The organism is Methanoregula sp. (assembly GCF_002835825.1).
Lineage (GTDB): Archaea > Halobacteriota > Methanomicrobia > Methanomicrobiales > Methanospirillaceae > Methanoregula.
Genome location: NZ_PIZH01000482.1, coordinates 1 through 1551, shown reverse-complemented (window position 1 = coordinate 1551; position 1551 = coordinate 1). Strand labels below are relative to the sequence as shown.

The window sequence follows — 1551 nt, the reverse complement described above, 5'->3', positions numbered from 1 at the left end:
GGTATAGGTGATTGATTCAGAGGTGTGTAAAAAAATGGTGTTTCATCCACCGGTAGCTATCACGGCCAAGGCCGGAGATGCCGGGAAGTACAAAGTTGGCCTGCCGGCCTGGAACATGGTCCTCCGTGGATTCATGTCCGGCGCGTACATCGCCATGGGTGCTGCTCTTGCGACGGTCTGTTCAACCGGTATCATGGCAAGCGATCCTGCGCTTGCATTCGGCACGGCAAGTGCCGGTTTTTCCCAGTTAATCCTGGGTGCTGTGTTCCCTGTTGGGCTTATTATCACCGTGCTTACCGGTGCTGAGCTCTTCACGGGCGACGCGATGCTCGCCCCGATGGCCGCGTTCATCCACAAGATCAGCTGGGCACAGGTCATGAACCTGTGGCTCTGGGTATACATCGGGAACTTCATCGGTTCCGTTGTGTTTGCCTACATCATGGCAAACGGACCCCTGGTAAGCTTCGACTCTGCGGGTGTCGGTACCCTGACAGCATTTGGTACACGTGCCATCGCGATCGCCAAAGCCAAGACCGCATATGTCGGCCTCATGGGCTTCTGGTCTGCGTTCCTCAAGGGCATTGCGTGCAACTGGCTGGTCAACCTCGCCATCCTGCTCGGTATCTGTGCAGATGACGCGGTCGGCAAGTTCTTTGGTATCTGGTTCCCGATCATGGCCTTCGTTTCCAGCGGATTCGAGCACTCGATCGCGAACATGTACTTCATCCCTGCCGGTATCTTCGCACAAGGATTCGTTACAGATCCCACCAAGATCGTTGCCAGCGTAAACTGGGTCACGATGTGGACCGCGAACATTATACCGGTTACCCTTGGTAACATTGTCGGAGGCCTGCTCTTCGTCGGTGTTATCTACTGGGTTGCATTCCGGAAAGAGATCGCAGCGCTGAAGTAGATCCCCAACATAACATTTTTCGATGAAGATCGGAAATGTTGATGTAAAGGTCTCAATTCTCGCAATTGCGGTCTTTGTAATCTTTACTATACTTGTAATAATCGCCTCAATATTCAGTCCGGTAGTCAGGTCACACCTGATCTGGCTTGTTCCGGTTCTTTTTATGCTCCTTATCCTTCCCGTTGCCCTCAACTACATGAGCCAGCGGCAGTATGCGGATCTCAGGCCGGAATACGAACGGCAGGCAAAAACAGTCCGAGTGAGACTGATAAACGAGAGCATGATAGGCAAGATCGTCCGGATCGAAGGTGTTGTTGAGCAATCCCGTTTCCAGTTCCTGAACCGGCCGCAGTATATCGTTGCAGATCGCAGCGGTGCAATACCGGTCAAGATGTTCACGAGCCCCGAAGAAGATATCAAAGTGAACGATATCGTCGAAGTGCTCGGGCAGGTCATCCGGCGATATATCGTTACCGGTGACCCGGTTATCAACTGTGTCTCCATCAGGAAAACGGGGAAAAAACCAGAAAGTTAAGTTTACCCGGGATTTTATACACGGGTGTTTTCCATGACTACGACATGCAGTGCAGAAGTACCGGGCCGGGTGCGGGAACGCTACCTCGAAGCAGCAGTGCCAC

General features: G+C 52.8%; 2 protein-coding genes. Both read left to right on the top strand.

The window, feature by feature from the left end:
• The first annotated feature begins 34 nt into the window (after positions 1-34).
• On the top strand, positions 35-913 hold the full coding sequence (locus tag CW742_RS12515) for a formate/nitrite transporter family protein (RefSeq protein ID WP_292420858.1): 879 nt from the start codon (positions 35-37) through the stop codon (positions 911-913).
• A 22-nt stretch (positions 914-935) separates the two neighbouring features.
• Entirely contained in the window at positions 936-1448 is a 513-nt protein-coding gene (locus CW742_RS12510) for a nucleotide-binding protein (RefSeq protein ID WP_292420856.1), read from the top strand.
• Positions 1449-1551 lie beyond the last annotated feature (103 nt).